Annotated in this window: 21 protein-coding genes; 8 read left to right on the top strand and 13 right to left on the bottom strand. The window is 36.4% G+C overall.

The features are described 5' to 3' along the window. Window positions 1–72 precede the first annotated feature (72 nt). Window positions 73–930 (top strand): LysR family transcriptional regulator, encoded by an 858-nt coding sequence (locus tag LQV47_RS08815; protein ID WP_230035993.1) that lies wholly within the window; start codon window positions 73–75, stop codon window positions 928–930. Here LQV47_RS08815 and LQV47_RS08810 read toward each other — a convergent pair. The 5 genes from LQV47_RS08810 to LQV47_RS08790 form a co-directional block, all read right to left on the bottom strand. Beyond that, a complete protein-coding gene (locus tag LQV47_RS08810) occupies window positions 922–1,368 on the bottom strand; it encodes a GNAT family N-acetyltransferase (RefSeq protein WP_230035991.1) in 447 nt (148 codons plus the stop codon). The two genes, LQV47_RS08815 and LQV47_RS08810, sit on opposite strands and share 9 nt — an antisense overlap. Then, window positions 1,365–1,895, bottom strand: a complete 531-nt coding sequence (locus LQV47_RS08805; protein WP_230035989.1) for a GNAT family N-acetyltransferase — start codon at window positions 1,893–1,895, stop codon at window positions 1,365–1,367. The genes LQV47_RS08810 and LQV47_RS08805 overlap by 4 nt, the downstream gene beginning before the upstream one ends. A gap of 3 nt (window positions 1,896–1,898) precedes the next feature. After that, window positions 1,899–2,360, bottom strand: coding sequence for a GNAT family N-acetyltransferase (locus LQV47_RS08800; protein WP_230035987.1), 462 nt, complete (start codon window positions 2,358–2,360; stop codon window positions 1,899–1,901). A 406-nt stretch (window positions 2,361–2,766) separates the two neighbouring features. Further along, window positions 2,767–3,315: a hypothetical protein gene (locus LQV47_RS08795; RefSeq protein ID WP_230035985.1), complete on the bottom strand. Its 549-nt coding sequence runs from the start codon at window positions 3,313–3,315 to the stop codon at window positions 2,767–2,769. A 257-nt stretch (window positions 3,316–3,572) separates the two neighbouring features. Further along, the gene (locus LQV47_RS08790; RefSeq protein ID WP_230035983.1) at window positions 3,573–4,244 is read right to left on the bottom strand and encodes a hypothetical protein; all 672 of its coding nucleotides are present in this window, start codon (window positions 4,242–4,244) and stop codon (window positions 3,573–3,575) included. Between the two features lie 204 nt (window positions 4,245–4,448). Here LQV47_RS08790 and LQV47_RS08785 point away from each other — a divergent pair, with 204 nt between their 5' ends. From LQV47_RS08785 to LQV47_RS08755, 7 genes are all read left to right on the top strand, one after another. Further along, window positions 4,449–4,772, top strand: coding sequence for a hypothetical protein (locus LQV47_RS08785; RefSeq protein ID WP_230035981.1), 324 nt, complete (start codon window positions 4,449–4,451; stop codon window positions 4,770–4,772). 327 nt (window positions 4,773–5,099) lie between these two features. Next, complete coding sequence (locus LQV47_RS08780) at window positions 5,100–6,236, top strand: AraC family transcriptional regulator (RefSeq protein ID WP_230035979.1); 1,137 nt, start codon at window positions 5,100–5,102, stop codon at window positions 6,234–6,236. Window positions 6,237–6,547: 311 nt separating this feature from the next. After that, on the top strand, window positions 6,548–7,846 hold the full coding sequence (locus LQV47_RS08775) for a serine hydrolase (protein ID WP_230035977.1): 1,299 nt from the start codon (window positions 6,548–6,550) through the stop codon (window positions 7,844–7,846). Window positions 7,847–8,028: 182 nt separating this feature from the next. Then, the gene (locus tag LQV47_RS08770; RefSeq protein ID WP_230035975.1) at window positions 8,029–9,153 is read left to right on the top strand and encodes a helix-turn-helix transcriptional regulator; all 1,125 of its coding nucleotides are present in this window, start codon (window positions 8,029–8,031) and stop codon (window positions 9,151–9,153) included. Between the two features lie 156 nt (window positions 9,154–9,309). Continuing rightward, window positions 9,310–10,356, top strand: coding sequence for a serine hydrolase domain-containing protein (locus tag LQV47_RS08765; RefSeq protein WP_230035973.1), 1,047 nt, complete (start codon window positions 9,310–9,312; stop codon window positions 10,354–10,356). Between the two features lie 329 nt (window positions 10,357–10,685). Beyond that, window positions 10,686–11,693 (top strand): helix-turn-helix domain-containing protein, encoded by a 1,008-nt coding sequence (locus LQV47_RS08760; protein WP_230035971.1) that lies wholly within the window; start codon window positions 10,686–10,688, stop codon window positions 11,691–11,693. An 89-nt stretch (window positions 11,694–11,782) separates the two neighbouring features. Next, window positions 11,783–12,328, top strand: a complete 546-nt coding sequence (locus LQV47_RS08755) for a DUF3575 domain-containing protein (RefSeq protein WP_230035969.1) — start codon at window positions 11,783–11,785, stop codon at window positions 12,326–12,328. A 392-nt stretch (window positions 12,329–12,720) separates the two neighbouring features. On the opposite strand, the gene LQV47_RS08750 is transcribed toward LQV47_RS08755, so the two are convergent. The 8 genes from LQV47_RS08750 to LQV47_RS08715 all read right to left on the bottom strand — a co-directional run bounded on the left by LQV47_RS08750 (window position 12,721) and on the right by LQV47_RS08715 (window position 26,579). Continuing rightward, window positions 12,721–13,632: a carbohydrate kinase gene (locus LQV47_RS08750; protein ID WP_230035967.1), complete on the bottom strand. Its 912-nt coding sequence runs from the start codon at window positions 13,630–13,632 to the stop codon at window positions 12,721–12,723. 120 nt (window positions 13,633–13,752) lie between these two features. Beyond that, window positions 13,753–15,450 carry a RagB/SusD family nutrient uptake outer membrane protein gene (locus tag LQV47_RS08745; protein ID WP_230035965.1) on the bottom strand — a complete coding sequence of 566 codons (1,698 nt, stop codon included), beginning with the start codon at window positions 15,448–15,450 and terminating at the stop codon, window positions 13,753–13,755. A 17-nt stretch (window positions 15,451–15,467) separates the two neighbouring features. Beyond that, entirely contained in the window at window positions 15,468–18,569 is a 3,102-nt protein-coding gene (locus LQV47_RS08740; RefSeq protein ID WP_230035963.1) for a TonB-dependent receptor, read from the bottom strand. 12 nt (window positions 18,570–18,581) lie between these two features. Continuing rightward, complete coding sequence (locus LQV47_RS08735; protein ID WP_230035961.1) at window positions 18,582–20,144, bottom strand: glycoside hydrolase family 32 protein; 1,563 nt, start codon at window positions 20,142–20,144, stop codon at window positions 18,582–18,584. Between the two features lie 298 nt (window positions 20,145–20,442). Further along, a complete protein-coding gene (locus tag LQV47_RS08730; protein ID WP_230035959.1) occupies window positions 20,443–21,753 on the bottom strand; it encodes a sugar porter family MFS transporter in 1,311 nt (436 codons plus the stop codon). A 745-nt stretch (window positions 21,754–22,498) separates the two neighbouring features. Then, window positions 22,499–25,264: a substrate-binding domain-containing protein gene (locus tag LQV47_RS08725; protein WP_230035957.1), complete on the bottom strand. Its 2,766-nt coding sequence runs from the start codon at window positions 25,262–25,264 to the stop codon at window positions 22,499–22,501. Between the two features lie 201 nt (window positions 25,265–25,465). Beyond that, window positions 25,466–25,879: an ester cyclase gene (locus LQV47_RS08720; RefSeq protein WP_230035955.1), complete on the bottom strand. Its 414-nt coding sequence runs from the start codon at window positions 25,877–25,879 to the stop codon at window positions 25,466–25,468. Between the two features lie 118 nt (window positions 25,880–25,997). Further along, entirely contained in the window at window positions 25,998–26,579 is a 582-nt protein-coding gene (locus tag LQV47_RS08715) for a Crp/Fnr family transcriptional regulator (RefSeq protein ID WP_290368643.1), read from the bottom strand. Between the last annotated feature and the right edge of the window lie 45 nt (window positions 26,580–26,624).

The following is a 26,624-nucleotide window of genomic DNA, read 5'->3' as shown; positions in this document are numbered from 1 at the left end:
AAAATTTTTATTGACTAGTTTTTAATTCAAATTACTTGTTAAATTTGTTTAACTAATGATTAATTTGCATTAATGGACATACAACAGCTCAAATATTTTCTGGCATTGGCAAAAGAGCTTCATTTCTGGAATACGTCTGCGAAAATGAATATCACACAATCTGCTCTGAGCCGTCACATTCAGTCTTTAGAGAGTGAACTGGGAGTTCAGTTGTTTTACCGCGATAAGCGAAATGTGAAGCTTACTCCTGCAGGAAAGTTTTTGCAGGAAAAATGGGGCGAAGAGCTTAGCCAGATGGAGTCTTTTCATCAGTTGGCCCTACAGATTCATTTAGGCGAATCGGGAACGATAAGAATTGCGCATCCCGATTCTATTTCTTCTTCAGTCTTACCTGATTTTATAAAAAAAGTTTCCGTAGCTTTTCCAAATCTTAATCTGGAATTGTTTCAGCTGACAAATGACATCCAGGAAGATTATCTTAAAAATTACAAGATAGATCTGGCATTTTCACGGGATATCAATACGTATTCAGCCATTAATGAAAAGAAATTATGCCATGAAAATCTATCTTTCGTTGTTCCCGAAAATCATCATTTTAAAACCCTCTCTGATATTTCTGAAGAAACATTGAAAGAGCAAAAATTTCTTCTGACAACAGGCGATGACGGCAGCAGCTACAATGTACTGGTTCAGGAAGTTATTGATTTTTATAAAATCAATCTTGACTCTTACATTCGCTGTGAGTTTGGATCGACCGTTATTTCATTGATTAAAAACGGATTAGGCATTTCGATTCTGCCGCATTCTTATCATCTTCACCAAAATACCGGAATCCGCTTTATACCGCTTCCCTTTGTTACCGATTTGTATATCCAATGGCGAAAAGACGACCCTAATCCGATTCTTAAAAATATTCTGGAATTAGTTTAAAACCATTTCTATGTGCGGAATTCCATCTTCATCATAAGGCTTCCCTACTTCTTTGAAGCCCAGAGAATTGTAAAATTTCAACAGGTACAATTGTGCACTGATTCGAATGGTTGATTCTCCCAGAATATCTTTACAACCTTTGACAGAATGTTCCATCAGCTGTTTTCCCAATCCCAATCCTCTATACTCCGAACCGATAACAACACGACCAATTGAAGCGTCTCCGTAGGTTAAACCAGGAGGAACAATTCTGGTATATCCCGCCAGATTTCCATCCGCCAAACACATCAGGTGATGGCATTTTAAATCTTTATCATCTATATCCTGATACACACAATTTTGTTCTACAATAAATATTTCGTTTCTTAATTTTAATATTTTATAAAGCTCGATAGAGGACAGTTCTTCGAATGATTTTACAAAAAATTCAATTTTCATTTTTTATTATTTTTCAAATTCAACTTCATCATAATATCGGTCTGCTCCTCATTTCCAAGCCTGAAAATATGCTTGTCAAATTCTTCAAATCCATTTTTCTTATAAAATCTGATAGCCCGTACATTATTTTCCCAAACGCCCAACCAAACGTAATCTACATTTTTTTCTGTAGCAATGGCCATCGCTTTGTCATAAAGAGCCTGCCCTACTTTCTTTCCGTGAAAATCTTTAGAAACATATATCCTTTCAATTTCAAGCGCATTATGATCTTTAATTTCAGTTTGTGAAGAGCCGGTATTGAGCTTTACATATCCGATAACGTTATGATCTACCCTTGCCAGGTAGAATTCGGAGTTTTTATCGTTCAGTTCAGCACTAAGCTTTTCTGTTGCAAAACTTGTTTCAAGATATTGCGCCATACTTTCTTCCGTATTATTCTCAGCGAATGTTTCAGAGAACGTTTTTTTGCCAATCTCCTGTAATACTGCTATTTCGTTTTCTTTAATTTTTGTTATGCTAATTTCCATTTTCTATACATTCCATTCGTAATTCAACCAATCCTTATTTTCTTTTGCACCAAGACGATGATAGAATCTTTGTCCGGCATTGTTCCAGGGTGCAACGGTCCATTTTATTTGCGAGCAATTGTTTCTTTTCGCTTCGGCTTTCAAAGCATCCATAAGCTGTTCCCCAATTTTCTGACCACGGTAATTTTCATCTACATACAGCTCTTTCATATAAATAGAAGGTCTGTTCTCCGCAGTATAAGGAAGAAAATAATACACCAATATTCCTGCAATTTTACCTTCATCTTCCGCAACCCAACAATAAAAATCCGGTGGACTTTTTCTAAATCCGGATTCTTTTACAATTTCAGGGGTAATTTCAAAACTGTCGATGTAATTTTCGAAAATGGCCAGTTGCTCCATCAAAAACCAGATTTTCTCACTGTCGGATTCTATTGCTTTTCTGATAATACTATTTATACTCAACTCAATCAATTTATTGCAGCAAAATTAGCGTGTTAAATAATGCGAAAAAATGCTATTTTTTGATTATTTGATTTGATTTTCGCATTAAAGAGTTTCTATTGGTTGAGCTTATATGGCAATAAAGATTTAAATTATTCTCAGCTTTTTTTGATCGATTACAAAAATTAAACGCAAAGTTTCATTACTAATTCCGCTTTATTGTAAGTGGGCAAGGAAATGATCTTATTTACTAGCTCAAAGTCGGGAAGCCTTTGCGTGGCAGAGAGGAAATCTTCATTCACATATAAAAAGCTCCCGAAAGAGGCTGAATACATTAGATAGTCGATTATTCGAGTAATCGACTATCTAATGTATGAAAAAAATCCCCGGATCTCTCCGGGGACATATACTCTAACAATATATTTTTTTAATATGAATGAAAGGTAATTCCTTCATAAGTCCACCCATTTCCACCAGTACCAAGTTCAGCAAGATTTTTTGTGTAGAAATGACCATTTTTTGAAGATCTGTAATACCTGTAAACAGGAAAGGTTCCGGGTGCTCCTGGTTGTGCAGGCCAGCCTAATTCTTCTCTTAATACATAACCTGATGCCTCTAAGTAAGTTCTATCGTGAATGCTTACAGCTATTACCATATCTAGATTATTTGGATTCACATATAATGCTAAACCATACAAAGTAGTAGGAGCCTTTGAGGTTTTAAATGCCAACCCTTCATTGGACCAATTATACTGACCAATCGGACCGGTTTGGGAGCCATAATAATGTTTCATTAGTGAATTGCTATAGTATCTATAAATATAGTTCTGGTCAAATATATCCTTTAAAGAACTATCCTCTTTTTTTGATTGTAAGGACGCAATTGTTTTTTGATTTTCGGCTTGGATCTCAGATTCCTCTCTTCCGCATGATAATAATGTTAATGCACAGACTGATGCAAAAAATAGTTTTTTCATAGTTATATATAGTTTTTAATACGCTGCAATAATACGAAAAATAAATATTTTATATCATACATTAGGGAATAATAAAAAGATAAGTTCCCCTATGCGTCTGGAATCACGTTCTCCTAAATCTCCTGACTTTGGAACAAGTTTAAAAGAAATGATCTTAATCAATAGCTCAAAGACGGGAAACTCTACGCAGCAGAGGAAAAAGCAACACGATTTTTGCTGCTAATAAATTAGAATTCCAAGGAAAATATAAAAACCACTTATGTTTTTCTAATTGTATTCCGCGTAAGATAGATATAATTAAGCATGCAAAATGTTGCTGCCGCCCCAAAGGTATGCCATAAAAAGTGGGTTCCGAAACTCAGCCATTCCCATTTGTCGGCTATACGGAAGGTCAGGGCAAGAACAAACGACAATAAAGCAAAGCCTACCCATTTACCGGCTTTCCATTGGGTATACATCAAATACCTCAATACCGAGAAAAGTACAAATGAGGCCATGATTGCATAATTTAGGTTGATAAAAAGAGAAGTGTTATTAATTAAAATCCAGTTTCTTAAACCCAACATAAGTACCAGATATCCCAGAACCATTACAACAGCATAGTACCATCTGGTACTCTGAGCTACAAAATAAAATCCGGCAGATAAACAGAGCAACATAATGGGCATCCAGTCCATCATAATAAATACCGGCCATTGTCTGAATGAATGGTAAACAGTTCCCCCTATGGCACCAATATATAATAAAACTAAGCAGTAGGTTAAAAAAGGATATTCTTTAAAATTACCCTTCATTTTAAGGGTCCAAAAAATAGCTATGGCTAAAAATAATACAGCAGTTACTGCATTGAATGGCTCAGGGAAAAACTGAGCCATATCTGTTTCTTTATATAAGAGGCCTCCGTCCGGAGGTATTTGGTTTATTGGCATTGTCTTTTTTTATATTATATTTATATACTTGTTCTAAATATAGAAAAATTATGGTATTAAATAGAAGGCAAAATTCTATACAATGGACGCTCAAAAAACAGGCACTAAAATCTCGTACCAGACTTATGGATTACAATATAAACTGAAATAAAAAAAAATATTGCCTCAAAATTAGGAACAACAGAAAATAATAAAAACTTCATCTTGCAAAATGTAAATGTAGATGAAATTCATAAATCGGTAAACGACCTGGGAAATCCAGAATATTATATAAAAGCTTTTACTGAACTTAAAAACTCAAACATACAATCTTCAGTAGACCTCATAAATTACATTGCTAACTTACTTATAATGGAGATAGGAACAGCAATTATACATGCATTTATAGAAATGAAATTAATGGCCGAGAAAATGACATTTGAAGATCAAATCAATCTATTAATTGATCTTAAGAGTACTAAAGACATAGATAATATCCAGCATGTTATATCTAATTTGTTAGAGCAAAAAATAAATTCTAATTCGTAAGTAGAAGATATGAATTAAAAGAAAAGCCCAGCCCTCCGAAATGTTCTGGCTTTAAAATAAGTTTAAAGGAAATGATCTTATTTACCAGCTCAATGCAGCAAAAATCAAAACAAAAAATCCCAGCTTTTTTCGTTGGGATTTGTTTAAACAAACAACCTACAATTCTATCCTTGCAGGATTTACATTATTTTTTCACCAGCTCCACTCTACGGTTTTACGCCCTCCCTTCTTCAGAACTATTATCTCCATTTAGCATTTGGATAAAATCATCTATACTTCTTTAGGCTTTCCTATTTAAATATTAAATTGCACCTACTTTAAAAATCCATGGACAAATACAGCTTTTTGGAAGTAGCAGCGCTTATAGGGATATTTTTGGTGCTGTTTCTTGCCTTATTTTTGTTTACTGTTAAAACAAAATATAAATTAAGAAATCGCCTTCTCGCTTTCTTTCTTTTTACAAATGCTGTAGATGCATTAAAATTTCTGATGCGTGATTTCCCGGTTAATTTCATCAATCTCGAGGCGTTTCGCTGGAGTATTAACTATTTGGTTCCGGCATCGTTTTATCTCTATGTATTGTCCGTTTGTTTTTCCAACTTTCGATTAAAACCGAAACATTTATGGCACACCATTCCGTTTATTGCGTTCAATTTGTATATGGCGTATGGGATTTATTTTGAAGACAGAGCTTCGAAAGTGAGTTTCATCAATGCTTTAAGCGAATCACCTATCATGCAGTTTTTTCATATCCTTTTCGAAGTTCTATTTCAGGTTTATTTTATTGCTTCATTTTTGGTGATTAAAAAATCTAAAACCATCTATCTCGAGAATTATACAAATCCGGATATGTCTATCCTAAATGCACTTTATAAAATAACAATTCTATATTACATTTTACATTTTATAGTCCTTATAAGATGGCTGGTTACTTTTATCTTTGGGATGGGCGAGATCCGGGCCTGGATTGTAACCCTTGATGGGTTTGCGTTTTTATTCTGCACCTGCTGGTATCTATTTGTTGCGTTAACCAAACCTGAATTTTTCAGGGGAGTGAATTCCGACCTGAAACCTATTAAAGAAGTTATTCCGAAACAGAAAACCAACCCTTTAACAGTTGAGGAAAAAAATAAGGAAATCCAATTTTTAAAAGATTTTATGGTGGAAGAAGAACCTTACCTGGATTCGTCATTAACTATTCAGGACTTATCTGAGCAGGTAAAAATTCCCGTAAAAGATTTATCTACTCTGATTAACCTGTATATGGATAAACACTTTTTCGATTTCGTGAATGAATATAGAATTGAAAAAGCAATGCAGATCCTGAAAGATCCTTCTCAAAAAGAACTGACTGTTTTGGAAATTTTGTACCAGGTTGGCTTTAATTCCAAATCTTCGTTTAATACTTCTTTCAAAAAATATACGGGAAAAACGCCAACAGATTTTAAAAAACAAGCTTTGTAAAATCCGATTTTTTCCGGAAAATGAGTTCGATTTTTTTTAATCGGTCGCATATTAACGTGCTCTGGCGTATTTTTGCAGCAAAATAATTAAAAATAAAATGAATTACTATCAAAAAGTTTTCTGCAGCTTTGGTTCACCCATCAAGAAAATTGTTGTACTCAAGTTTATCAAAAGAATAGCATAAAATCAAATTCAAAAAATTACTAATGAAAAATATAATTGTAACCTTTCTTTTTCTTTTTTCAATACCTATATACTCTCAAAAAATTGAGAAAAACAGTCAAATCGTCAGGAATCAAATTGATTCTTTAATGACAAAATCCTATGAAAGAGGTTTATTTAATGGAAACGTCCTTATCGCTAAAAATAATAAAATCATCTATCAAAAATCATTTGGCTTTACCGATGAAACGAAACAATCCCTTTTAACTGATCAGTCAATATTTAACCCAGGCTCTATTGCAAAGGAATTTAATGCGGTCTCCATCATGATTCTAATGGAACGAGGTCTCCTTAATCTTGATGACCATATATCTAAATTTAATTTGGGACTGCCGAAATGGTCAGAAAAAGTTACCATAAGACACCTTATTAATTATGCCAGCGGTATTCCTAAAATCGAAAACAAACTCATAATTCCGAAAAATGATGAAGAGGCCTGGAAGATTCTGAGAAATAATGATACCTTGTTATTTGAACCCGGGACCAGTTACAGCTATGACAATAGCAATGTGTTTTTGCAAAGAAGAATCATTGAAAAGGTAACCGGAATGTCCTATCAGGAATTTGTCACTAAAAATATAATTAAACCGTTGAAAATGACCAATTCAGTATTCGATCCAGAATTGGGTTATAAAAACAGAACCTCTTGTTATGATATGGATAATGTCCGATGCCCGGAATTGGAATTTATAAGCGGCTGGCTTTGGGTAGACAGCAATGATCTGTACAAATGGCTTCATGCAATGAATTCTAATCGTTTAATATCCAAAAAATCCTTTCAGACTTTGTTGAATAATCCATACGCAAAAGACGAAGGCGGATCACTTGGCAGATACTTTGAAAAAGAAGACCTACAAAGACACAATGGTGTATCATATAAATTTGAATCCATTTTTTTAAACGATTTTAAAAATAACATTACGATCATTCTATTGTCCAATAACCTCAATAGAGCTTGGGATCTGGGGCATATTATTCACAACTTAATGCTGGGAAAAGAGTATGAAATTCCTAAAAAATCTATTTATCAAGCTATAAGAAAAGAATCTTTCATCGACATCAATAAAGCTATAGCAACTTACGATTTACTCAAAGAAAATTCTGAAAAAGAATATAGTTTTGAAAACCCAAGTGAACTGAATAAATTAGGATATGAACTGTTAAGAGGTGGAAATGTAGATTCAGCTATTAAAATTTTCAGTCTTAATGTTTCTGTGTTTCCTCAATCAGCCAATGTTTATGACAGCCGTGGGGAAGCTTATTTCAATAAAAAAGAATATCAATTATCAAAGGATGATTATCAGAAATCATTAGAGTTAGACCCAGCCAATAACAATGCAAAGGAAATGATTTTAAAAATCAATCAACTTTTGCCCACTAAAAAGTAAATCAACGACAAAAGTGTTTGTATAAACATGCGTTAAATCACTTAAGGAGACAACTATTTATGGGTTGTCTCTTTTTTATGCCCACTACAAGTTTATCTGTAGATCCACTGAAACTATTTTTAAAAGATCTATAAAAATTTCTAAAATAGATTACTTATACCCTATTTTTACAAAAAGATTACATGGACAAACTAAGTTTTCTGGAAGTTATTGCTGCGATAGCCGTTTTTGTATCACTGCTGCTTGCCGTATTTTTGTTAACGGTAAAAACAGAAAGAAAACTGGAAAACAGATTATTTGCGGCGTTCCTTATCATTAATGCCATTGATATCAGCGGACTTTTCATGCACCTTTTTGTGGATAGTTATAATCTGAAAGCTTTCAAAATATCTGCTTACTTATTGGTAATGCCGCTTTTCTATCTGTACGTAAATGCCGTTTGTTATGCTGATTTCACCTTAAAAAGAAAGCACTTACTGCATCTTATTCCTTTCATTGCCGCCAATTTAATTTTAGTTCCACGGCTTTATCTGGCAGAAGGTGCTGCTAAAGAAGATTTCTTTAAAGTGATGTGGCATTCCCCTGAAATGTTTTTTTATCAACTCATCGGAGAGCTGCAGTTTTTCTTTTATATCGTCGGTATATTCCTTGTCCTTAAAAAATACAAGAAGATTTACCTCGAAAATTATACCAACCCCAACACTTTGTTATACCAATGGCTGTCTCAGCTTGCCGTGATTTTCTTAATTATCCATGTATGTATTATTTTAAAAAACATCGTAAGATACACCCAACATAGAGATCTATTTATATGGTTGAATATTGTTGCGGGAACCGTGTTTTTATTGACTGCCTGCTGGTTTATATTAAAGGCATTACATTATCCTGAGCTTTTTCGCAGAATTGATTCTACCTTACAACCGACAAAAAATTTTGCTGAAACTTTTGAAACTGAAAATAAAACTGACGAAACAAAAAATATTCAGATCGAACAGCTTAAAAATTTCATGGTTGAAAAAGAACCTTTTTTAGAGCCTTCATTAACGATTCAGGAATTGGCGGATCAGCTGAACATTCCCGTTCGTGAGTTGTCTGTATTAATTAACCATCACCTCAATCAGCATTTTTTTGATTTTGTGAATGAATACCGCGTTAAAAAAGCAATGACCCTTCTGAAAGATCCCACGAAAAAAGAATATACGGTGCTAGAAATTTTATATGAAGTGGGGTTTAATTCAAAATCTTCTTTTCATACCTCTTTTAAAAAATATACGAACCAAACGCCAACAGCATACAGAAACAATTGATAACTAATCGATTGTAAATACTCAAACTCCGGATTGCAGATAATCAGACTCATTTTATTTGATTAAAATGAGTCCGACTTTTTTATACGGACTTTTTTCAAGATTCTCTACAGCATATTTGCATCAGATTATGAATATCAAATTAAAATTCTGTCCATGAAATATGCAACCCTTATTTTATTTTTTGCCGTACTTGGGTGTAAAAGTGTTCAGCCAACCCATACACAAAATATTGAAAATGCAATTATCAAAAATGCACTTCAGTTATTAGAGGACAAAAGATTTCATTCTGTTTCCATTGCAGTGCTTAAAGATGGAAAATCCACCATAAAACATTTTGGAGAATTAACTATTGGAAAAGGAAACAAACCCAACGATTCTACCCTTTATGAATTAGCTTCTGTCACTAAAACCTTTACGGGGTATATAGCCGCTAAAGCTGTACTTGATCAGAAAATAAATGTAGAGGATGATATCAGAATCTATCTTAACGAACCTTATCCCAATTTAGAGTTTAGAGGTGAGCCTATAAGAATCAAACACCTCATCACCCATACCAGTGGATTTCCTAATTTCCCGATAAAAAGCGAAAATAAAAAAGCCTTTTTTGAAGGATTAAAACTCATCAACATTGAAACGAAACCCGGACAAATCTATTCCTATTCAAACACAGCTCCGGAGTTGACAGCCTATATCCTTGAAAAAGTGTATCAAAAATCTTATGAGGAACTGGTCAGTGAATTTGTGTTGAAACCCAATAATATGAATCAAACCAAGTTTACACTCAGTGAAAATGACAGAACAAGATTGGTAAAAGGCTATAACGATAAAAACGTGTTAATGCCTAATTTTAAAAGAACTTTATGGGGTGGAATTTCAGGATTGCACTCTACCACTACGGATTTGGTGAAATATATGAAACTGCAGCTTGACCCATCCAATCCTATTGTCAACGAATCTCATCAAAAACTATACAAAGAAGGTGCTGATTTTTGGGAAGGTTATCATTGGTACATCATAGAAAATGGTAATCAATTACTATACAGACATCACGGAGGGATCTACGGAATGCAGAATTGGTTTGTGATTTATCCTAAACAAAATATAGGAATATCCATATTGACCAACACCAGCTTTAATGAAACAGGAGAAATTTTAGAAAAAGTAGTTAACCAGTTGTTTGATGATATAAAGGTCAATTAAACCTAATACTTTCACCAATAGCCCGATAGCGCCGTTTTTTAATTCGCCAAATCTGTTTTTACATTTATTTTTCACACCAATTCATCAATCATTTCAGCTGAGCAGATTTCCTAACTCTTAAAAAAGTTAATTCTTTTTATCAATCCTTATGAAAGAGGTACATTTAGCCACCATAAAACCTTATAACCACTTTTATACAATTGATCTATACAACACTTTTAAATATTGCGATTTTTCAGGGAATAGTCTTAGGCGTAGTTATTTTAAAATCTTCCCTATTCAATAGTAAATCAAATAAGTATTTAGCGTACTTACTGTTTGCACTTTCCATGGTTTTACTGAATTATGTTTTTGAACTTGAGGGTGCATTTAAGTCCTATCCTTTGCTGTGTTTTCTGGACTATATTGAGTGGATATTTTTACTGCCTGTCTTCATCTTCCAGTTTATAATAAACCGAATTGATGATACCGTAAAGAACAGACAAAGAACTTATTTGTATTACATTCCGTTTGCCTATTCCTCTACTTTTGTTATTCTATACCATCTTAATGATATTTTAGGAATTTATAAAATCCCAGGCTCAGGCATTTTTATCATCAATATACTTAGACTGATTCAGCTTTTATTTGCCTTTATCATCATACTCTTTCCACCTTTTTATTCTTATTTTATGATAAGGCATTTAAAAGACCCACAAGAGAAAAAATGGGTCATCACCTTATTAACGACGCTCTATTTATTATTATCTACCTGGCTAATTACGTATATGACCGGCTTCTTTTTGGGAATAGACATTTCCTCTACCATGAGTGTACTGGCTTTATCGGCTACATTTATCATGCATTGGACAGCCTATATAGGCATTTACAAATACAAGCTTGCCAAAAATAAAGATGCTGTCTACCATTTTCTAAATAATGATTCAGCTGTTTTGTCTCCCAATCTGCCAATTGTAGAAGTTAGTATACCACAAGAGTATAAGGAATCTATCACGGCAGATAATCTTTATTTTCAAAAACTGGAACTTCTCTGCAAAGATGAGCACATTTATACCGACAGTACATTAAACAGGGAAAAAGTAGCTGAAAAACTAGGCATAAGTGCAGGATATGTTTCACAAATTGTAAACACGATAACGGGAGACAACTTTGCCCACTACATCAATCAATACCGGGTGGAAGCTGTGAAGGAAATGATATCGGATCCGGAATACGAAAACTATACGTTGCTTACGATGGGACTAGAATCCGGGTTTACTTCAAAAACAACTTTTTATAAAGCCTTTAAAAAAGTAACCGGTCAAACACCCAATGAATACAAAAATACCAGCAAATAGGTACCATTTTCTCCATTTTTAAGCTTTTGAAACCCGTTCTAATTTGAATTATTTGAGTTTTGCACTTCAATAATTCAAATTAATTTTTTATGAAAAAGAACTTTTTACTACTCATCATGTTGTTTGCTTTTTATTCTGTTAAAGCTCAAAATGAAAATGGAACTGATGCAAATCCTTATCAGAAAAACAATGAAATTAGATTAAATTTAATCGCGCCATTAGCCGGTGCTGTGGAAGCAGGTTTTGAAAGACATCTCAACAAAAACTCATCACTCGGAATTTCTGCATTTTTCGTTTATGATAATACAGAAAATGAGGATCTGAATTACTACATTTCCCCATATTACAGGTATTATTTTGGAAAAAAATATGCTTCCGGTTTTTTTGTCGAAGGATTTGGAGCATTTACTTCCATTGATGGGAAAAAAATATACGCAGCGGACAACGTGACATTCACTGAAAAGAAAGATGTTTATGATGTTGCGCTGGGTGCTGGTCTGGGCTATAAACTCGTCACAAAAAAAGGATTGGTTTTTGAAGCTAATGCAGGCTACGGAAAACTATTGTTTAATGCAGACAAAACGGATCATGACGTGGTTGCAAAATTTGGTTTGAGTATTGGCTACCGGTTTTAATATCAAATATTCTTAAATCACAACAAGGATTTTTTGTGGCAGGTAAGGAAAGAATAAAATCCTGGCAAGAGTTGGGATTTGTTTCTAATTTTCTTTGTGCTTTCACTGGAGATATAAATACCATTATGGTATTATTTATTTGTGAAATAATACTATAATTAACACAATATACAGAAAATTAGGCAAATATTTCTATCAAATTTATTATACAGTCCTCCAGTTTTTAACAAATAATCGTTCTAACCGCTGAAGAGATAAAGAACTACCAAAACATCACCGCCGAAGAAGAGCATCTCAAGCTCAATGCTGCAATAGAATTTAAATAAGAGAAAACTCCCATAAACACAGGAGTTTTCTTCTATTATCGAAATATTTGAAATATGATGGGCTGATCAATAAGCATTCTGTTTCAAAAATGCATCAATTTCAGAATTTTCTATCTTAGGATTGGCCCCGGAATAACTTGCGACCAAAGCACCGACGGCACTTGCAAAATTAAGAGCTTCATCAGGATTTTGATCTGAAAGCAGTTTCGCAATCAGGCTGGCCAAGAAAGAATCTCCTGCTCCTACTGTATCTGCTACTTTCACAGGATAACCTTCGTGTCTGTACAATTGATTATTCCACAAGAGGATAGATCCGTGTTTTCCTAAAGTTACACAGATTGCAGGCGTGTTTGTTTTTTCTGATATAAACTTGATGTTTGATTCCAGATCCTCGGATTCAAATCCCATTCCGGCAGCAATTTCCAATATTTCCTCATCATTAAATTTGATAAAGTCTGCCCTGTTCATAAGTTTTTCCAGAAGCTGAATATTGTAAAAGGGCTTTCTTAGATTCACATCAAAAACTTTAAACATTTTATCATTGGAATCTAATATGGAGAAAAGCGTCTTTTGAGAAACGTCATTTCTGCAGGCAAGACTTCCATAGAAAAAAACATCCGCCTCTTTTACGGTATCCATTATTTTTTCATCAACACTGATAAAATCCCATGCAGAAGGAAATTTGATCTCGTACGTTGCAGAGCCGCGTTCATTTAAAGACACCTGAACAATTCCTGTATTATATTCCGGAGAAACAATGATTCCTGCAGTTTCAAGAGCATTTTCTTTGGTATGATCCAGAATTACCTTTCCTTCTTCATCATTTCCTACGGCACTGATCATAGCAACGGGAAAGCCATACGAAGCTGTTCTGAGAGCTAGATTGAGAGGAGCTCCCCCGATTTTTTTCTCTTCTCCAAAAACGTCGAAAAGGACTTCTCCAAAACTTATTACATTAATTTTCTTATTGATAAACATTAATTATATTTTTGATATTGATATTATAGAATAGTCTCTGAAGTAATAAAAATACTTCATTTTCTATTAATACTATTATAAATTCTGTTGGTGAATATCGTTTTCATTTCTATCTTGTTTTTAATATCCTTTATTTTGTTTATACAGTCCCTGGCTGAAATTGATCTGTGCCAAAGGAATCGGACAGTATTCTTCAATTCCTTGGTCAAATCCCGCCTGCGAATAGTAAGATCTTTTAGTTTTCTCAACAGAATAATAGCTGTTCATTGTTCCTGCTGTAACGCCCCATCTTACGAGGTCAAAGAAACGGCTTCCTTCCATGGCAAACTCCATTCTTCTCTCCCATCGCAATGCTTTTCTTGCGAAATCCTGGTTCCACGTACAGTTCACGCCCGGCTCATACTTACTGATCAGATTGTTGGTGGTATAACTTCCTGTAAGAACCGTACTATTGGCAGCCCGCTGTCTCACCTGATTGATTAATGGCAATGCTTCGTTGATTTGTCCCAGTTCAATTAAGGCTTCAGCTTTCATCAGCAAAACATCAGAATATCTGATGATAATCCTGTTTTTGGAATTTCCGTAGAAAGGGTCCACATTCACGGTACAGCCACATCCTACAGGCACATTTTCTTTTAATGAAGAATAATACCCATACGTTCCCGGGCTTCTGCTCCAGCTTTCCTGAAAGATTTTGTTTTCGTCGTATTTCCACGGCAGCCCTGGCAAAGCAACGGTGTGATATAATCTCGGATCTACTTTATAACTGTTCAATTGGTTGTAATTCAGATCCGAATCGTTAAAAGTATCGAACATCGGCAGCCCCTGCGATGTCGTTTTGAATGCGTTTACCAGATTCTGGCTTGGCTTATGAAAATCACAACATCCCAAACCTTGCGGCACAGAAAGCATATCTCCGAAATTAAGCCTTCCGAAAAGCGTTCCGTCATTATCAGAATATTGAATGGAAAAGACAGCTTCCGGGCCGTTCTCGTGTGTTCCGGGCATAAAATTATATCCGAAATCCGGCTCCAATGTATAATTTCCGATCACCTGATTGGCAGCATCAATAGATTTCTGAAGCGTAACCGGATTTACCTGTGTTACCGTATAGTTATCATCCTGCTCATACGCCTGGTAGAGCCTTACTTTAGCAAGATAAGCATAGGCAGCACTTTTCTTTGGCCTTCCCACTTCCGCCTGTATAGCAGGCAGATTAGCGGCTGCGAATTCAAAATTAGAAGCAATTGCTTCCCATAACTGCTGGTCGGTTTTTGCTCTGTTGGAGATTTTCGGATACTCATCAATCGGTGTATTTTCATCCACATAAGGCACATATTTAAATAACGTTTTCAGCAAAAAGTAGTAATGTCCTCTCACGAAGCTCATCTCGGCAATCCGCTTTTGCTTGTTCGGATATTCGGAATCTGAAAGCTGCTTAAGTGCGGCAATCGCTTTGTTACATCTTGAAATTCCCACATAATTGAGATACCATAACCTGTCTAATTCGCCAAAATCTGAACGGATGTTGTTTGAAATTTCAAAAAAGTGAAAGGTCTGGATATCATTGGTTCCGCTTCCTCCTTTGTAGGCATCATCAGAACGGACATTTCCATAGGGCCAAAGACTGAAAGGAGTATCATAATGGTCGTTTCCAAGAGATGCGTAGGCTGCAACCACAAAACCATCCACATTCTGAGGCGTTACTACATCGGCTTCGGAAAGTACACCTCTCGGCTCATTGTCTAGAAAATCGTTGCAGGAAGTAGTTCCCAGCAAAAAGGCAAAAGCTATTGTTAAAAGTATATTCTTTTTCATTTTTTATTATTTAAAAATTATAGGGAAAAATTAACTCCAAAATTGAACGTCAGCGGTAACGGATAACCGAATGCCGGTGTTTCGGGATCTATTCCTGTAAAGCTTTTGGATTTTATTGTCCAGAGATTCTGAACACTTGCATAAATCCTGAAATTAGCAATGTTATACTGCTCCATTAAAGATTTCGGAAATGTGTAACCCAACTGTAAAACCCTCAGCTTCAGATAACTTCCACTTTCCACATAATACGATGAGAACCTGGATTCTGCATTGCTGTCCACCGTCGTAAGTGCAGGAATATCCGAATTTGGATTCTGTGGCGACCACGCATTCAGAAGCCTTGTCCCTTTATTGGAACCTACATCATCCACGCTCCAGAAATCAGTCTGGTATTTTTTTGAATTGATGACATCTACATCGCCGATGCCTTGCCAGAATGTTGAAAGATCAAAGTTTTTATATGAAAAGTTGAGGTTGATACCATACATAAATTCCGGATTCGGATTGCCAATCCATGTTCTGTCTTTGTCGTCAATCATTCCGTCACCATTTAAATCCGCATAGCGGATTCTTCCCAAGCCTTTACCTGACTGAGTTGCAGAATTATCCACCTCTGCCTGAGTCCTGAAAAGCCCATCAGCAACATAACCGTACATTGAGTTGACCGGGCGTCCCAAGATATTATCCGTTGTTCCGTTTCCTCCATAATTATTGATAACAGATTGTGGAAGCTCGGTAATTTTGTTACGGTTCATCGAGATGTTCCCTGAAACTTCGTAGCGGAAACCTCCTGCGGTTTCATTCTGATAAGACAATGCAACTTCAATCCCTTTATTCTCCATCGATGCACCATTGATCCATCGGTCTCCTCCTTCTCCGATTACACCAAGATAAGGCGGCAATACCAGAATGTCTTTTGTTGCTTTTTTATACACATCGATACTCCCTGTCAGTTTTTGATTAAAGAATCCGAAATCCAGACCAAGATTGGTCTGCGTGGTCGTTTCCCATCTCAGGTCATCATTTTTTGTTTGAGTTGCGATAAATCCTGATGGCAGTAATCCGCTTCCAACACCGGAAATATCGTAAGCCGTACCGTAAGATGTTGCCCACGTTGGATTTCCTCCCGCATAATTTGCTATATACAGCGAATAAACCGCTGAATTGCTGATTTCCTGATTTCCGGTCTGTCCCCAACCTGCTCTTAACCTCAAATCTGAGAAAAACGGAATCAGATTTTCTGCAAAATGTTCTTTATTGATTCTCCATCCAGCCGAAAATGCAGGGAAAGTTCCGAAACGGTTATTTTTACCGAATCTTGAGGAGCCGTCATAACGTATTGTTGCTGAGAAAAGGTATCGGTTGTCATAATCATAAGAGAATTTCCCGAAGTAGGACAACAGGCTGTAATAGGTGGAGCTTCCGCCGTTGAACGCATCTCCTGTTCCTGCATCGGGATACATATAATCCGGTGTTTCTATCAGAAATCCTTCTTTTCTCAGCCAGGTATTTTTATATGTATCCCGGTACATTTCCATTCCGCCCAAAACATCAAAATGGTGATTTCCAGCTTTTGCGGTGTATTGTGCGGTATTTGACCACGTCCATTTTTCTGTGTCCGACTGGTCGATATTCACTGCATTGGTTTTGTTTTGCAGGTAGCCCGAAACATAGCTTCTTTGCAGCATTCTTTTGTAATAATTGGAAAGATCGATTCCGAAGCTGGATTTTAAGGTCAAATTTTTCACAGGCTGCAATTCGGCATAAACATTTCCGAAGAATCTTTGGTATTGGTAGCCGTTGTCTTTATTGTATTCCAAAAGTCGGACAGGGTTTTGCCTGTCATTCATTCCGCCAACCGGTCCGCCCCACCCGATTCCGTCTACAGTATGAACAGGAATAATGGGCAAAGCACGTAATGCGGGATCTAAAACGCCTGGATCCATCAGCTCATTGGTTTTATTGAAGGTGAAATTTTCTCCGATTTTCAGTTTTCCGTCAAAAAAATTATAAGAGGTATTGACACGGGCAGACAATCTTTTGAAATTGGTGAGCTTCACGATTCCATCATTGTTATAATATCCCAGAGAGAAAAAATAAGAACCTTTGTCCGAAGCGCTAGAAGCAGAAACATCCAGCGAATTAGCAACACCTGCCTGCGAAACCTCATCATACCAGTTGGTATCGGCAGATTTAATGGTTTTTGCAGCATCCAGATATTCAGGAACGTTGCTGTGGTATAAGGTTGGAACACCATTCTGAACACCCCAGTCAAAACTGTAGCTCAGATTATTGCTATTCGGATTAAGTCCGTCATTGATGTTCGCCTGCCAAAGTACCTGTCCGAATTGTTTTGCGTTCAGAACCTCTGTTTTTTTGGTGTATTGTGAATACGCCGTATAATAATTAAGGTCGATTCTCATCTTCCCTTTTTTACCTTTTTTGGTAGTGATAATGATCACACCATTAGCCGCCCTGGAACCGTAGATACTTGCTGAAGATGCATCTTTCAGCACCTGCATTGTTTCGATGTCACTTGGATTGAGTTCGTGCATTCCGGCTTTTGTAGGAACACCATCTATTACATACAATGGATCAGTATTGTTCAGGGTTCCAACCCCACGAATCAACACTTTTGTATTACCGCCGGAAGGAGATCCGTCGGCTGTTATGTTAACACCGGCTACTCTTCCCTGCAAAGATTTGATAGGATTAGGTTCGGCCTGCTTGTTCAGGTCTTTCATATCCACCACGGAAACCGCACCCGTAATGTCTGCTTTTTTCTGCTTGGTATATCCGGTTACAATGACCTCATCAATGTTTTTTATTTTCTCTGCAGCTAAAACAATGTTAAGAACCGTCTTTTCATCCACAACCACTTCACGGGTGGAATAATCCGGATAAGTGAAAACTAAAGTGTTGCCTTTTTGCAGGTCGTTGATCTGAAATGCACCACTGCTGTCTGTTGTAGTATTGGCACCTGTTTCCGAAACGGTTACGATAACCCCGCTCAACGGTTTCTGATTGGAGGAAACTACCTTACCTTTAATTACTTCCTGTGCAAATACAAATGAAAAAGGCAGAAGGCAGAAGGCTATGGCTATTTTGTATTTTTTCATAGTATAGTTTTTTTATTTGATCTTAAGCTGATGAGCATTGATGTTTAGAGTACTTCCTTTGGTATCTGTGGATAAGCTCAGCTCCGAAAAGCTTTCATTAGGGAAGAATATTTCGGTCATTACCTTTTCTCCGTTATTGAAGAAAATTTCGATGGACGTTTTATCCAATACAATTTTAAACGTTCCGTTTTGGTAGCTTTTTGCTAATGGCGCCTTTGAGATTTTGTCTGCAAAATTGTTCTTAAAATCTACTTTCCCGGATTTGGTACGGTCAATAAAAAGTTCCTGCTTATTATTATCAATTCCGAAAATCACTTGCTCTCCCAATGAATTTTTCAAAGCAAAACTGTAAACTCCTTTGGTCATTTTTTTAAGATCAACATCTATAACTGCTTTGGATAGGTCTATTTCTCCTTTGCTGACGAGCTTTTTATCAGAAACAAGGTTAATTTCTTTTTTAACGGCCTTCCCTTTGTAATTTTTAAGCTGGGAAACAGGAATATTTTTCAAAGTGTAACCCTCTTTGGACTTTTTTAAAGTCACTTCACGAGGAATAGTAGAGCTTCCTCGCCATTTTTCCGTAGGTACATTCGGCGAATAGTCCCAATTTGACATCCATCCGATAATTACTCTTTTATTATCCGGAACATTATCAAAAGAAACACTCGCATAATTATCTCGTCCCCAATCCAGCCAGACCACTTTTTCTTTTTCGAGCTGCTTTGTAAAAAGATCATCCATTTTGAAGGTTTTTCCGTCAAAATCACCTACAAAATACTGTGCTGCAGAACCTCCATTCGGACCACCCGGATTGATATTAACGATAAGCACCCATTTTTCTTCATGGGTTCCTTCTACCTTGATCGGGAAAAGATCCGGGCATTCCCAAACCCCGCCGTGCCCGCCGACATCTTTACCAAATTCTGAAAGGAATGTCCAGTCTTTCAGGTTTTTTGAGGCATAAAAATGCTGTCTGTCCTGTGCTGCCACTCCCATTACCCATTGTTTTCTTTTATCATTCCAAAAAACCTTAGGATCCCGGAAATCTTTTATTCCCGGATTTTTCAGTACAGGATTATTGCTGTATTTAGTCCACGTTTTCCCATTATCCAAAGAATAAGCTATAGCCTGAGATTGTGCATCGATTGCTCCAGCCTGCTCTTTTTTCATATCGTGGTACGTAAAAATGGCTACCACGGGAACATTCTTCCCATCGCCAAACCCAGATGTATTATCCTTGTCCACCACTGCACTTCCGGAAAAAATTGCCCCTTTTTCATCATAGGCAATTGCAGGAGCCAGTTCTTCCCATTGGATAAGATCTTTACTGATGGCGTGTCCCCAATGCATCTTACTGAAATCAGGCACACTCTGAAAAGGTGTATACTGATAAAATAAATGATAGGTTCCATTGAGATAAAACATCCCGTTCGGGTCATTCATCCAGCCTTTTTGAGGGGTAAAGTGATAACCAGGCCTGTATAGTTGCTCTTCAGGCGTTTTCGAGCCCGACTGTGCATTAAGCCCGGAATAAAATGTAGCAGCAACAATTAGAGTTGATATGATTTTCTTCATTATGATTATTTTAAAAAGAGTTTTTGAATTATTTAATCTGATTTCGGATAAGAATTGCTTGTAAATATTTGATTATTTGTTATTTATTCTTAATGCTATGGTCAAAAAGAAAGGCTAATTGCATACACAGCTGAGTAGAACGCCGTTGCGAACGGAAATGTTTTCAACTCCAAATAAGTCTTTGTGGCCATAGCGTTAAAAAGTTTACAACAATTCATTATCCCGAACTGAGCTTATTTAAAGACACATTATTCCATTTATATAAGCATTCTTTCGATGATTATATTGATTTTTAAATCTATTTGGTTAGTGTTCTGCTTAATTTCTCCAGTGATATACCTTTGGTTTCCGGCATCATAAACATCACGAATAATAATTGAAATACCATTGCCACGGTAAAGACTAAAAATACAGTCCCGGCTCCGATGGTAGAAAATAATGTAGGAATCAAGGATGGAATAATCGCAGCCAAAAGCCAGTGTGTGGAACTGCCGAAAGCCTGCCCCGATGCCCTAAGATGGTTGGGAAAAATCTCTGAAATGAAGACCCAGATCACGGTTCCCTGACCAATAGCGTGCGAAGCAATAAACAAGAATAGGAAAATAGGAATAGCCAATCCCGACCAATGGAAATAAAACGCCATAGAAACCAGCCCTAAAGAAATAATATAACCAACGGAACCTAGATACATCAATGTTCGTCTTCCGACCTTATCAATGAGATTAACGCCAACCAGGGTGAAAACCATATTCACAACGCCAATCCCGATACTGCTGAGTAGTGCTGTTTTCTCCCCCAAACCTGCTTCACCAAAAATCCTTGGTGCGTAATACAGGAATGCGTTAATCCCCGACATCTGATTGAAAAAGGCTACAAGAAAAGCCAGCATCAGCGGAAAACGGTATTTTTTCATAAAGATGTTTTCCTTTGGCGATTCTGCGTGGTCATCTTCCATCTGCATGATTAAAGTTTCAGAATCCTGATCCGGGCTCAGGATTTTCATCACTTTTTTCGCTTCTTCTATTCTGGAATGGGAAACCAGCCATCTTGGGCTTTCAGGAATGGTGAATACACATACTGTATAAATAGCCGCGGGAATTGCCTGTACTCCAAGCATCCATCTCCAGTCGTTATCGCCGATTCCGCTTAGTAAATAATTTGATAAAAATGCAATCAGAATCCCCAGGACAATATTGAACTGGTACAGGGAAACCATTCTGCCACGATCTTTTGCAGGTGCAATCTCTGAAATATAAGCCGGTGCAGCAATTGTAGAGGCACCAACGCCCAAACCACCGATAAACCTGAAAAATGCAAACAGATAAGGATCATTGGAAAGTGCAGTTCCTATTGCTGAAAGCGCATATAAGACACCAATGATCAGTAGCGTTTTTTTACGTCCTAATGTATTAGTCGGTATTCCGCCAAAAATAGCCCCTATCACTGTACCCCATAATGCCATTCCCATCACGACGGCTCCGTGAAATGCATCTGAGCTGTTCCAGAGGGTCTGCAGTTTTTTGTCTGCGCCGGAAATCACTACCACATCAAATCCGAAAAGAAATCCTGCCAAAGCTGCCGTGATAGACCACATAAGAATTTTATTCATCTGTTAAAATATTTATTTGTTTGTGGCTAATATATCCCGGGGCGGCAACCTGAAGGTTTAATTATGTAACTAAATGTTTCAGCAAGGTTAACTATTTGTTAAATAATCATAACTAATTAAATATCAATATATTATTTAATGAAAATTTTATTAAAGTTTAATCATGTTTCAAAAATGTAACATTGTTTTATAAAAATGTTACGTGTTTTTTGCTGTTTTTATGGTTTAAGAACAATTAATGTTATGAAAATTTTAACCGAAAAAGGATCAAGGTGTAGACTTTTTGGATAGTAACTTTTGGGAATTACAATTGCTCTGAGAAAACTGTTTTTCATCCGAATGAAGATGCGTTGTTGAAAATGTGTAATAAAAAAGCAGCAGTTTAAGCACTGCTGAAAAATATTAGATGTGAAGATTTTTTTCATTGTTGCCCTCTAAAAATTGTAAACAAATTGACTAATACAATGTTTATGGGATAAATTAACAGTTCGCTCCTAAGGAGCTTTGCTTTTTTGACTTTATTTTTTTTTATTAACAGTAAGTCCTTACAGGACGAAATGCAGCTCCAATAGGAGCTAAACTGTTAATAGAAAGAAAGTAATTGTATTTAAATTAAGCTCCAGAGGAGCGACCTGTTAATTGTATTTTTATTTTCATCGCACAACAATAATTTTTTTTATCTAAATAAGATTAAAGTATCAGATTTTGTTATTTATTGTTAAAAATCATATTCCGTAATTTTTTATCACTCCTTACCTTCAGACTTTCTAAAAGCATTCGGTGATACGCCAAACTTATTTTTAAAAACAGTGGAGAAATAATTCGGGGAAGAAAACCCGGTTTTGTAAGCAATCTCAGAAATCGTCAGTTCAGGATTTTGAAGCATTGATTTAGCTTGCTCCAGACGGAAATTGTTGATATAATCACTCACATTTACATCAAACATCGCTTTTATCTTTCTATACAGCTGAATTCTGGAAATATGGAGCAGGTCTGCAAGATTTTCTACTGAGAAATCGGGATTGTCGATATTCGTTTTGATGAGCTGGTTCAGATTGTTCACAAAGGTTTGTTCTATGCTTCCGAACGACTTGCTATCCACAATTCTGCCAATATTGTTTGTATAATAGTAACGCAGTTTTTCACGGTTGTAAAGCAGCGCACGCAGCGACTGTATCAGAATCGGGTAACTGAAAGGTTTTGTAAGATAAAGATCAACGCCGGATTTCAAACCTTGAAGGTAAGATTCTTTATTATCCAAGGCTGTCAGAAGAATGACCGGAATATGGGATGTGCGAAGGTCGTTTTTCAGGATTTCGCAGATTTCAAAACCATTTTTGTCAGGAAGATTGACGTCACAGACTATAATATCGGGAATTTCACTCAATGCCTTATCAATCGCATCCGTACCGTCAGAAACCATCACCTCAAATTCATTCTGAAGTTTGTTGCTTAAAAAGAAGGACAAATCCGAATTATCCTCTACCAAAAGAAGCGAGTAGCGTTCGCCCTGAGATTCCTGATTTTGAGTAATCGTCTCATCTTCCAATCCTGCAAAAGCCGCATCTTTTACCAGACTTTCGGCATCTGCGAGACTGGGTTCTTTTACCATCTGGTCTTCGTTAAAATGCTTGTTTCCCTTGTAAAGGCTGATGGTAAATTCTGTTCCCTGAAAAGAGCTCACTTCTATCTTCCCAAGATGAAGCTCTATGAACTGCCTGCTGAGATGAAGCCCAATCCCTGAACTGTTTTTTCTGTTGTTGGAACCTTTGAAATAGGCTTCAAAGACATTGCTGATCTCTTTTTCGGGGATTCCTATTCCGTTATCTTTAAAGCTGATGACTGCCTGATTGCCTTTTTCCTGAATCGAAATTTCAATCTTTCCATTGTCCGGCGTAAATTTGAAAGCATTCGACAAAAGGTTGAAATAGACTTTATCCATCAGGTTTCTGTCTATGTAAAGCTCAAGGCTTTTGTTCTGTGAATGAATTTCAAATTTAATATTTCTTTTCTTCGCTTCATTTTCAAAATCTCGGAAAATTGCATACGTAAAATCATAAATATTCGTCCTGGAAACTCTCAGATTAAAAGTCTGATTTTCTATTTTTCTGAAATCCAGCAGGTTATCTACCAACCTCAATAATCTGTTGGAATTTTTATTGATCAGCTCCAACTCATAGGATGGCTTTGTGCCTTTAGTTTTGCCGGAATCCATCATAGATTCCAATGAACTGAGGATAAGCGTAATGGGTGTTTTAAATTCGTGAGACAATCCTGTAAAAAAATTAACCCTCGCTTCATTACTGTCTTTCAACTCGTTGGCAATGGTTTCGATCTGGTTTCTTTGAATGGTAATTCTCTCGTTGGTAAGGGTAAGCTGCTTATTTTTTATCTTGATCGCATAGATAAGGTAAATAGAATAGGCCACGAGGCAAAACATCAAAATCAGCAATATGATAGACCAGCGGAACAATTCTTTTTGCGAAGAATAAAGTTCGATCTGCTTTTTAACCGCCTGTACCTGATTTTCTATAACACCCTGTTGTTCAATAATTTTATCAAACTGATTGCGCATAATTTCCGCATTCATCCTGTCGATGACCGTTGTGCTGAGCTTGATCCGTTTCGGAACGGCAACACCGTTATGAATTTTAATGGCAGTCTCAATGGCTTCTGCTCCACCTGTCGGATACAATAAAGTGGCATTCAGCTTTCCGTCCAGAACCATTTGTATTCCGCCGTCTTTTGTATTCAGCCCGTCAACCCCGATAAATTTGATTTGATTTTCTAAACCGGCATTCCGTGCAATCTGCCACGCATTAGTGGCAAGCTCATCATTAAATGCGAAAACATACAGACTTTGATTTCCCAGGGAATCCAATGTTTTCCGGAAAGCGTCTACAGGAAGGCCTCTCAATGTTTTTAAAAGATCTGCGTTAGGATTGTTTTTGATGATTTCCTGAAAGCCAAGGCTTCTTTCTACGGTTGGTGAAGATTGGTCGTCACCTCTTATTTCGATAACTTTTTTATAATTTTTGGAATCTGAAAGAATGTAATTGGCTGCTTCTTTGCCAATCTCCATGTTGTCTGCGCCAATATAGGTCGTATATTTTTCTGAATTGATCTTCCTGTCGAGCAAAATAACCGGAATATTTTTGGCAACCGCTTTTTCTACTACAGGAACCAAGGATTCCGGATCAATGGGTGAGATGATAATCACATCCACCTTACGGTCAATCATTTTTTGTATGTCCTGAACCTGCTTGCTAACCGAATTTTCTGCTTTCTGTATATTCAGCTCTACTTCGGAATGAAGTGATGCCTGTATTTCCATAGCATGGTTCATGGCCAATCTCCAGGGGTGATTTCCAAGTCCCTGTGAAAATCCGATACTAATTTTATCTGACGTTTTCTGAGATTCTTTACAAGAAGCAAAAAGAAGGAACAGAAAGAATAACATTTTATAAGCTTTAGGAAAGCCGGAAACTTTCAAAAATTTTATTATTAACATATTGACACAATATTAATAAAGTTGTTGCAGACAGGCAATTTTTAGTGATACTATTTTGTATTAAATCTGCTGTATTGAGTATGTGTATATATTTTTAATAATTCACCGTTTATACTTGCTGTAATAATAAAAGCTAAAGTGGGTGAGCTCAGCTCCTGTAATAAAAATTGTATTTAGTTATTGCTCATTCTTTGCCTATAATTACATTGTGGGTACAGCCCCGATTTGAGTCAGTAAACCAAGCAAATCAGGTTGTCCTACTTCTTCTATAATCTTGTTTTCAGACAAACGGTAAAAATTCACTGCACTAACTGCAATCGATTTTCCAGTTGCGGGTACGCCAAAAAAGGTTCCTTTATGGGTTCCTTTCATGGTAAATCTAACCGCTACTTTATCATTCTCAGCGATCATTTCTTCAATACTCCACTGAATATCCGGAAAGCCGTTGCGCATCATTCCAATAATCGTCAAATAACCTTTAGGTCCCTGCAATGGGTCGGCCTGGAAAGGTACGTGGAAACTCGCTGCCGGGCTTATTAACTGTTGTGCCAGATCTTCGTCAGCAGTATTGATGAACTGTAAAAATTGATTAAAGAATTCTTTTGTTACTTCCATTTCTATTTTTTTAGTTTGTAATATTGATTGGTTTTACAATGCAAAGATGGTTCACAATTGTCTTTCCTAACCATAAACAAGCTTAAGAAATAGTCTTAATATAGTTTAAGAATACCTATTATTTTAATGTTCTGTTTTTCCTGATCTTGCTGAGAAATTCAGGTGTAATGCCCAGGTAGGAAGCTATCTGAGTGTTGGGTAATCTTAAAGCGAGCTCGGTATATTGTTCCAGGAAATCCAAATACCGTTGCTCTGCATTTGAACTGAAATTTTGTAACAAACGGTTTTGAAGTTCAATGAACTTTTCCTCCACGATCACCCGAAAGTTTCTGTCAAACTTTGGTGAATGCACAAAAAGATAGAGCAGGTCCTGCTTCTCAATTTGCAGAATGGTCGAAGGTTCAATTGCCTCTATGAACAGTTTGCTTGGTTTTCCGGAATAGAAACTTCCCAGGTCAGCAACCCAATCGTTTTCTGCTGCGAACATCAGATTATGTTCTGTCCCTTTTTCATCGATACCGTACATTTTAAAGCAGCCTTTCTCAACAAATGTATAATGTTTACAAACGAAGCCTTCCTGCAAGATCATTTGTTTGCGTTTTATGTTTCTAGGTTTTATTCTTTCGGCAAGCAAAATTATATCCTCCGAATTTAAAGGAAGGTATTTTTTAAAATATTCGATTAATGGTTGTATGCTCAACTTTTGATATTGATTAGGATGAGTATTTAAATAAATTGCCGCTTT

The organism is Chryseobacterium sp. Bi04, from assembly GCF_918698085.1.
Taxonomy (GTDB): domain Bacteria; phylum Bacteroidota; class Bacteroidia; order Flavobacteriales; family Weeksellaceae; genus Chryseobacterium.
This window is presented reverse-complemented; position numbering and strand designations above follow the sequence as displayed.

What these genes read in the sequence shown, in the direction of transcription:
- LQV47_RS08815 (WP_230035993.1), top strand. Translation starts at nt 73, where the DNA reads ATGGACATACAACAGCTCAAATATTTTCTGGCATTGGCAAAAGAGCTT.
- LQV47_RS08810 (WP_230035991.1), bottom strand. Translation starts at nt 1,368, where the DNA reads ATGAAAATTGAATTTTTTGTAAAATCATTCGAAGAACTGTCCTCTATC.
- LQV47_RS08805 (WP_230035989.1), bottom strand. Translation starts at nt 1,895, where the DNA reads ATGGAAATTAGCATAACAAAAATTAAAGAAAACGAAATAGCAGTATTA.
- LQV47_RS08795 (WP_230035985.1), bottom strand. Translation starts at nt 3,315, where the DNA reads ATGAAAAAACTATTTTTTGCATCAGTCTGTGCATTAACATTATTATCA.
- LQV47_RS08790 (WP_230035983.1), bottom strand. Translation starts at nt 4,244, where the DNA reads ATGCCAATAAACCAAATACCTCCGGACGGAGGCCTCTTATATAAAGAA.
- LQV47_RS08780 (WP_230035979.1), top strand. Translation starts at nt 5,100, where the DNA reads ATGGACAAATACAGCTTTTTGGAAGTAGCAGCGCTTATAGGGATATTT.
- LQV47_RS08775 (WP_230035977.1), top strand. Translation starts at nt 6,548, where the DNA reads ATGACAAAATCCTATGAAAGAGGTTTATTTAATGGAAACGTCCTTATC.
- LQV47_RS08770 (WP_230035975.1), top strand. Translation starts at nt 8,029, where the DNA reads ATGGACAAACTAAGTTTTCTGGAAGTTATTGCTGCGATAGCCGTTTTT.
- LQV47_RS08765 (WP_230035973.1), top strand. Translation starts at nt 9,310, where the DNA reads ATGAAATATGCAACCCTTATTTTATTTTTTGCCGTACTTGGGTGTAAA.
- LQV47_RS08760 (WP_230035971.1), top strand. Translation starts at nt 10,686, where the DNA reads ATGGTTTTACTGAATTATGTTTTTGAACTTGAGGGTGCATTTAAGTCC.
- LQV47_RS08755 (WP_230035969.1), top strand. Translation starts at nt 11,783, where the DNA reads ATGAAAAAGAACTTTTTACTACTCATCATGTTGTTTGCTTTTTATTCT.
- LQV47_RS08750 (WP_230035967.1), bottom strand. Translation starts at nt 13,632, where the DNA reads ATGTTTATCAATAAGAAAATTAATGTAATAAGTTTTGGAGAAGTCCTT.
- LQV47_RS08745 (WP_230035965.1), bottom strand. Translation starts at nt 15,450, where the DNA reads ATGAAAAAGAATATACTTTTAACAATAGCTTTTGCCTTTTTGCTGGGA.
- LQV47_RS08740 (WP_230035963.1), bottom strand. Translation starts at nt 18,569, where the DNA reads ATGAAAAAATACAAAATAGCCATAGCCTTCTGCCTTCTGCCTTTTTCA.
- LQV47_RS08735 (WP_230035961.1), bottom strand. Translation starts at nt 20,144, where the DNA reads ATGAAGAAAATCATATCAACTCTAATTGTTGCTGCTACATTTTATTCC.
- LQV47_RS08730 (WP_230035959.1), bottom strand. Translation starts at nt 21,753, where the DNA reads ATGAATAAAATTCTTATGTGGTCTATCACGGCAGCTTTGGCAGGATTT.
- LQV47_RS08725 (WP_230035957.1), bottom strand. Translation starts at nt 25,264, where the DNA reads ATGTTAATAATAAAATTTTTGAAAGTTTCCGGCTTTCCTAAAGCTTAT.
- LQV47_RS08720 (WP_230035955.1), bottom strand. Translation starts at nt 25,879, where the DNA reads ATGGAAGTAACAAAAGAATTCTTTAATCAATTTTTACAGTTCATCAAT.